Consider the following 7,124-nt stretch of genomic DNA (forward strand, 5'->3'; position numbering starts at 1 on the left):
TGGCAAGGCACAAATATTGCTGCGGGCCGAGGGGGATACCGTCTGGTTAACCCAAGCGGAAATCGCCACCCTGTTCGATACCAGCAAGCAGAATGTCAGCCTGCATATTCGTAACATATTGAATGACAAGGAGTTGCCGGAGGATTCAGTTGTCAAGGAATCCTTGACAACTGCCGCCGACGGCAAGAATTACCGGGTAAAATGGTACAGCCTGCCCCTGATTTTGGCCGTGGGCTACCGGGTGCGCTCCCCCCGGGGCACCCAATTCCGCCAGTGGGCCACCGCCCACCTGAACGAATACCTGGTCAAGGGCTTCGTCATGGACGACGAGCGCCTCAAGGAACCCGGCGGCCGGGACTACTTCGACGAGCTGCTGGCGCGCATCCGCGACATCCGCGCCTCGGAAAAGCGCTTCTACCAGAAGGTCCGTGACCTCTTCGCTCTATCCAGTGACTACCGAGCCGACGACCGTGATGCCCAGCTGTTCTTCGCCGAAGTGCAAAACAAGCTGCTCTACGCCGTCACCCAACACACCGCCGCCGAGCTGGTGGTCCAGCGCGCCAACCCGGATGAGCCCAACATGGCCCTGACCACCTGGAAAGGCCTGCGGGTACGCAAGACCGATGTGACCATCGCCAAGAACTACCTTAGCGCCAAGGAAGTAGACACCCTCAACCGGCTGGTGGTGATCTTCCTGGAACAGGCCGAGCTCCGCGCCCGGGACCGCAAGGACCTGACCCTGGACTACTGGCGCAATAACGTGGACAAGCTGCTGGACTTCAATGACCGCCCGATTCTGCAAGGCAGCGGCGAGATCAGCGCCAACCAGGCCCAGAAAATAGCCCATGAGCGTTACGCGCAGTTTGACAGCCAACGGCGGCAGGCAGAAGCGCGGGAGGCCGACGACGAGGATTTGCGGGAATTGGAGGCGTTGGAGAAGCAGATAAAGAAGGAGGGGAAAAAGTGAATCAGACCCTCAATGCAAGGAACGCCTGCCCCCTATCCACGGTGTTTTGGCCCGGCGAGCTGCCCAATGATTGGCGTGTGAAACGGCTGAAGTTTGCTGTCTCTCTTATCTCGGTAAAAAAACCGTATGGAGACTCGCAGCTTCCGTATATGGGATTGGAACACATTGAGCCTTGGACGGGCCGTTATATTGAAGAGGAAGATGCCTCTCCAGATGGCGTTGTCAGTTACTTTCAGCCAGGAGATGTATTATTCGGGAAACTCAGGCCTTATCTGGCCAAAGTACATCTGGCGCAGCATCACGGCGTGTGTTCCACAGAAGCCTTGGTTCTAAGGACATCTGAAGAGCTACTCCCTGAGTATTTGCGCTATTTCCTAGTTTCACCTGTCACGATAAAGAACATCAATTCCTCGACCTATGGCAGCAAAATGCCACGAGCAAGCTGGGATTTTATTGGCAACCAGCTTCAACCGCTCCCGCCACTGAAGCAACAACAAATAATCGCCCACTTCCTCGACAAGAAAACCGCCGAAATCGACAGCCTTATCGCCAAAAAACGACGTCTTCTGACGCTACTGGCCGAGAAACGCACTGTTCAGATTACCCAGGCCGTCACCAAGGGACTAAATCCCGATGTGGCGATGAAAGAGAGTGGCATTGAGTGGTTGGGAGAGATTCCGGCACATTGGGAGACATCTCGCATTAAATTCTTTGCTTCGGTAGGGAATGGCTCAACGCCTAGCAGGAAAAATGCAGATTATTGGGCTAACGGCAGTTTTCCTTGGCTGAATAGTGGCGTTGTTAACAAAGCTTCGGTCTCTGCATCAGATCAATTTGTCACACAATTAGCGTTGGACGATTGCCACCTTCCAATTATTAATCCACCAGCAGTTCTCATTGGTATCACCGGGCAGGGAAAAACCCGTGGCATGGCAACAAAGCTAGAGATCGAAGCAACAATCAACCAGCATTTAGTATTCGTAAAACCCTCTCCATCTACTTGTGACGTAGACTACCTCCATTCACTTTTTGAAATAGCCTATTTATACCTAAGAAACGAGAGTGATGGCGGAGGAAGCACGAAAGGAGCTATCACTTGCGGTCAAATTGAAAATTTGTCTATCCCACTACCTCCCATTTCCGAGCAGCTCACCATCACACAGGAGCTTCAAGCAGATCAAAATAAATTGATCGATGTGGCAACAAAAGTCGGGAAAGTTATAAAAAGACTCCAAGAATACCGCTCCGCCCTGATCACCAACGCCGTCACTGGCCAGATCAAGGTAAGCGGATCGCCATAACCAGACAAAACGCACCACACCGGGGAAGCCCATGCATCAGGAAATCTACTTCGAACAGGCCATGGAACAGTCGCTGCTGGAAAACGGCGGCTATGAAAAAGGTGATGCGGCTGACTTTGATCCGGCACTGGCGCTGTTTCCCGATGAAGTGCTGGCGTTTATCGAGACCAGCCAGCCCAAGCCCTGGCAGGCGCTGGTCAAGCTTCATGGGGACCGGGCCGGGCAGGTACTGCTCACCGCCCTGACCAAGGAGCTGGCCTCAAAAACCGCCTTGCATGTGCTGCGTCATGGCTTCAAGTGCTTCGGCAGGACGTTCCGACTGGCCTGGTTTGCCCCCAACAGCACCATGAACCCCCAGGCGGCGCAGCGGTATGCGAGCAACCGCCTGCGGGTCACCCGGCAGGTGCATTTCAGCGAAACACACCCGAAAAAGTCCCTGGACATGGTCTTGTCGGTCAATGGCCTGCCGGTGGTGACTCTGGAGCTGAAAAACCCCATGACCGGGCAGACCGCCGACCACGCCATGCACCAGTACCGCAACGACCGGGACCCGGCGGAGCCGGTTTTCCGCTTCAAGGAACGGGCGCTGGTGCACTTCGCTGTGGACCCTGACCAGGCCTTCATGACCACCCGCTTGAGCGGCGGCAAAACCTTCTTTCTGCCCTTCAACCGTGGCCACCATTTCGGCGCGGGCAACCCACCCGCCAGCGATGGTAATTACCGCACCGCCTACCTGTGGGAACAGGTACTCACCCGCGACAGCCTGATGGATATTCTGGCGCGCTTTCTCCATCTGGAAGTCAGCGAAACCCGGGTGGTCACCAAGCAGGGCGTAAAACGCCACAGGAAGGAAACCCTGATCTTCCCCCGCTACCACCAACTGGATGCCGTGCGAAAGCTGGTGGCCAGCGCCTGCGAACAGGGGCCAGGGCACAACTATCTGGTACAGCACTCTGCGGGCTCCGGCAAATCCAATTCCATTGCCTGGCTGGCCCACCGGCTTTCCAGCCTGCACGACGGCAACGACGAGAAAGTGTTCGATACCGTGGTGGTGATTACCGATCGGCGGGTTCTGGACCAGCAGCTCCAGAACACCATCCACCAGTTCGAGCACAAACAGGGGGTGGTACAGAAGATCGACGACAACACCCAGCAACTGGCCCAGGCGCTGGCCTCCGGCGTGCCGGTGATTATTTCCACCATTCAGAAGTTTCCCTTTATCACCCAGGCCATGGAAACCCTGGCCAACAAGGGCGAGGCAGTGGAACTGAATACCGAAGGCAAACGCTTTGCGGTCATCGTGGACGAGGCTCACAGCTCCCAATCCGGCGAGACCGCCATGGAGCTGCGCAAGGTACTGAACCGGGACGGTATTGAAGCGGCCATTGCCGATGAATTTCTGGATGACGAGGAGGAAGCCCTTTCCGAAGCGGCCAGAAAAGCCCTGTTGGAGGAAATGCTCAAACGCCCGCGCCAGCCTAACATCAGTTTCTTCGCCTTCACGGCCACGCCCAAGTTCAAGACCCAGGCCCTGTTTAATGCTCCAGGCCCGGATGGCAAGCCGCCTTTTCATCTGTACTCCATGCGACAGGCCATCGAGGAAGGCTTCATCATGGATGTGCTGGAAAACTACACCACCTACAAGTCCTATTACGGGCTGATCAAATCCATTGAGGATGATCCCGAGGTGCCCCGGCGCAAGACGGCCAAGGCCATGGCGCGCTTTATGTCATTGCATCCGCACAATATCGCCCAGAAGGTAGAAGTAATCGTGGAGCATTTCCGCCATAACACCCGCCACCGCATCGGCGGGCGCGCCAAGGCCATGGTGGTCACCGCCTCTCGGCTGCACGCGGTGCGTTACAAGCAGGCGTTTGATCAATACCTCAAGGACAAGGACATCAAAGGCATCCGGTCTCTGGTGGCCTTTTCCGGCAGCGTCACCGACCCGGATTTCCCGGATCATTCCTACACGGAAGTGGGAATGAACCAGGGCATCAAGGAATCCGAACTGCCTGAACAGTTCGCCACCGAGCAGTATCAGGTACTGCTGGTGGCGGAAAAATACCAGACCGGCTTTGACCAGCCCTTGCTGCACACCATGTATGTGGACAAGCGCTTGTCCGGCATCCAGGCAGTACAGACATTGTCCCGCCTGAACCGCACCACAGCGGGCAAGGAAAACACCTTCGTACTGGACTTCGTCAATGAGCCAGGCGAGATCTACACGGCTTTCAAGCCCTATTACGAAGTGACGCCCCAGGGTGAGGAATCCGACCCCCACCAGCTCTATGACCTGCAACACCGGCTTCAGCAAGCGCAGGTATTTTTTGACGATGACATCAATGCCTTTGTGGAAGTCTGGTACAAGAACCGCAACGAACCCACGGCGGCGGACCACAAGAGGATCAATGCCATCCTGGACCAGGCGGTGGAGCGATACAAAGCGCTCAGCGAAGAAGAGCAGGATCTGTTCAAGGGACAACTCGCCAGCTACCGCAATCTCTACGCGTTTCTTTCCCAGATCATCCCTTACCAGGACAGCAGCCTGGAAAAACTCTACAGCTATGCACGTTTCCTGCTGTCCAAGCTGCCCCGCCGCGCCGAAGAAAGCCCTTTCGAGCTGGAGGATGAGGTCTCACTGAAATATTACCGCTTGCAGAAAATCAGCGAAGGCGCCATTGACCTTGGTATTGGCGAACCCGAACCTCTTTACGGCCCCACCGAGGTTGGCACTGGCCGTGCCAAGGAAGACAAAGTGGAGCTCTCCACTCTGATCAGCAAACTGAACGAGCGATTCGGGACTGAGTTCACCCCCGCCGACCAGCTCTTTTTCGATCAGATCACCGAATCAGCCCTGGAGAACGATACCCTGCGCGAAGCGGCTCAGGCCAATACACTGGAAAATTTTTCCTACGTCTTCAACAAGATGCTGGAAGGGCTTTTCATCGAGCGAATGGAAGGTAACGAAGAAATTTTTAGCCGGCTAATGAACGACGATAATTTCCGCAATCTGGCTGGAGACCACCTTCTTCAGGATGTCTATACACGCCTGAATACCTCCTCAGACGCAAAACAAGCTAAAGATAGCTGACGGCTTTGCGGCGCATGCAATCGCCAGCGATTTTCAGATTTTGAATATAAGCATTTTTCGTCCAGCATCCGGCGATCGACAAGGCTAACTAGTGAGACAAACCCTGCAGCCTGCTCATCAGTGCATCCCACGATGACACTTCATTCAGCGCTCTATTTGCCATCATCGCTGGCGGGCTTGTCGACCTCGCCGGACAGCACCTCTTCCAACTCATCACGGGGCATATAGTCCAGATCCCAATGGCTGGTGTAGGTTTCTTTCAGACGCCGCCGCCCCCGATGCAAGGGTTTCGGGTCTTCATCACTGCCATGGGCGGCGTGATGCTCACCCAGCGCCGGCCCAGGCGCGGTGTCTCCCTCCGATTCCGGATGCTCCGTTTCCTGCGCTACCCCACGCCGTTGGCGCCAGGGGGCAAGCCATCGTTTCAGCCAGTGCATAGTCTGTCCTCCGGCCGTTGCTGTTTTACCCACCCTATCATCCCGGCTTGCCATCCACCCGCGACCGTGTCAGCACCGACCCATAAAGCAGCAGGAAGCCGGCAAAGGCCAGGCTCCATAGCCCCGCCGACAACCACACCCCGAACAGCCAGGGCAACCAGCCCAGTGCTGTCAGCACCCGCAAACCGCCCGCCGCAAGCACCAGTGCATACAGCAGGATACCGCCGGGAGGCAGCACCATGGCACGGCCGGTATGCCCCACCGCCACACGGGTCATGACGCCCATGATAGTGGTGCCCATGGCACCCGCCCCCAGAGCATGCAGCCAGCTGGTCGGCGCCACCCAATGCCACTGGGCCAGCGCCAGCAGCACAAAGCCCAGCACTACCCACACATGGCCCAGGTGCAAAATCCACAACAGCGGCTCATCGCGGATCTGCCAGGACGACCAGCCCGCCAATCGCAGCAATGCCATTATCGCGGCGGCCAGCGCCAGCACCGCCAGTAGCGTCCCTTTTATGTTGAGCGCCACCAGCAACGCGACCAGCAATGCCAGGGCCAGCCCCACCGGCGTCATCCAGGGGATGGTGCGCACCCGGGCGCTATCCCGGCCGCGAGCCTGTAGCCAGTTGCGTGTAAACGCCGGGGTAATACGTCCACCGATAATCAGTATCAGCACCGCCGCAAGCACCACCAGTGCATGCAAATAACGCGGTGACGCGGACAGATGAAACAACAGATCCAGCACCCAGCAAGCCGCCAGCACCATCATCAGCACCAGCTGCCGGTACTGACGGGCATGCCAGATGCGGATGCCCGCCAACCAGGCAAGCACCGGCAGGAAAGCCAGATCGATGACGCTGGCCGGGATCGGCCAGGCGCCAGCAAACATCATCGCCAACCGGCCAGCCAACCACAGCAACCACACCGCCAATAACCGCCCACCTGACACCGGCCATGCCCCGGTCCAGTTGCAGACTGCGGTGAGTAAAAAACCGGCTATGGCCGCATTAAGAAACCCCGCCAGCATCTCGTGCTGGTGCCACAGCATGGGGGGCAAAGCCAGGTTATTCAGGCCTCCCCGGGTCAGCAGGAACACCCACAGCGGCACCAGCACGGCGGCAATTAAGGCTGCGGAAAGAAAAAACAGACGAAACGGAAACGCAAACAGCGGCGCCTGCAATCCACGCGGGGGCTGCCGGGCTTGCGCGCCGGGGGTATCGGATGTGGAATCTGGCGTTGCCATCGGGCTCTCCCTGCCGGAACAGACACCCTCGAATATACCCGGTTGCCGGCGAGCTTGATGGGAATAACGCGGTAAAAAC

5 protein-coding genes are annotated in these 7,124 nt (G+C 57.2%); 3 read left to right on the top strand and 2 right to left on the bottom strand.

Going from position 1 to position 7,124, the window contains the following annotated elements; translation table 11 throughout:
- The 3 genes from A3730_RS04890 to A3730_RS04900 form a co-directional block, all read left to right on the top strand.
- The coding region (locus tag A3730_RS04890; protein ID WP_063537622.1) for a virulence RhuM family protein at positions 1–967 on the top strand (967 nt) is incomplete at its 5' end.
- Positions 964–2,268, top strand: a complete 1,305-nt coding sequence (locus tag A3730_RS04895) for a restriction endonuclease subunit S (RefSeq protein WP_063519718.1) — start codon at positions 964–966, stop codon at positions 2,266–2,268. The genes A3730_RS04890 and A3730_RS04895, both read left to right, overlap by 4 nt.
- A 31-nt stretch (positions 2,269–2,299) precedes the next feature.
- Complete coding sequence (locus A3730_RS04900; RefSeq protein WP_063537624.1) at positions 2,300–5,362, top strand: type I restriction endonuclease subunit R; 3,063 nt, start codon at positions 2,300–2,302, stop codon at positions 5,360–5,362.
- A gap of 152 nt (positions 5,363–5,514) precedes the next feature.
- Here A3730_RS04900 and A3730_RS04905 read toward each other — a convergent pair whose 3' ends face one another.
- Together A3730_RS04905 and A3730_RS04910 are read right to left on the bottom strand one after the other, a co-directional pair.
- A complete protein-coding gene (locus A3730_RS04905; protein ID WP_063519341.1) occupies positions 5,515–5,799 on the bottom strand; it encodes a hypothetical protein in 285 nt (94 codons plus the stop codon).
- Positions 5,800–5,836: 37 nt separating this feature from the next.
- Entirely contained in the window at positions 5,837–7,045 is a 1,209-nt protein-coding gene (locus tag A3730_RS04910) for an NnrS family protein (RefSeq protein ID WP_231880557.1), read from the bottom strand.
- Between the last annotated feature and the right edge of the window lie 79 nt (positions 7,046–7,124).

The organism is Alcanivorax sp. HI0044 (genome assembly GCF_001634945.1).

Bases quoted from the DNA above. Each gene is read 5' to 3' on its own strand.
- A3730_RS04900 (WP_063537624.1), top strand. From the start codon at position 2,300: ATGCATCAGGAAATCTACTTCGAACAGGCCATGGAACAGTCGCTGCTG.
- A3730_RS04905 (WP_063519341.1), bottom strand. From the start codon at position 5,799: ATGCACTGGCTGAAACGATGGCTTGCCCCCTGGCGCCAACGGCGTGGG.
- A3730_RS04910 (WP_231880557.1), bottom strand. From the start codon at position 7,045: ATGGCAACGCCAGATTCCACATCCGATACCCCCGGCGCGCAAGCCCGG.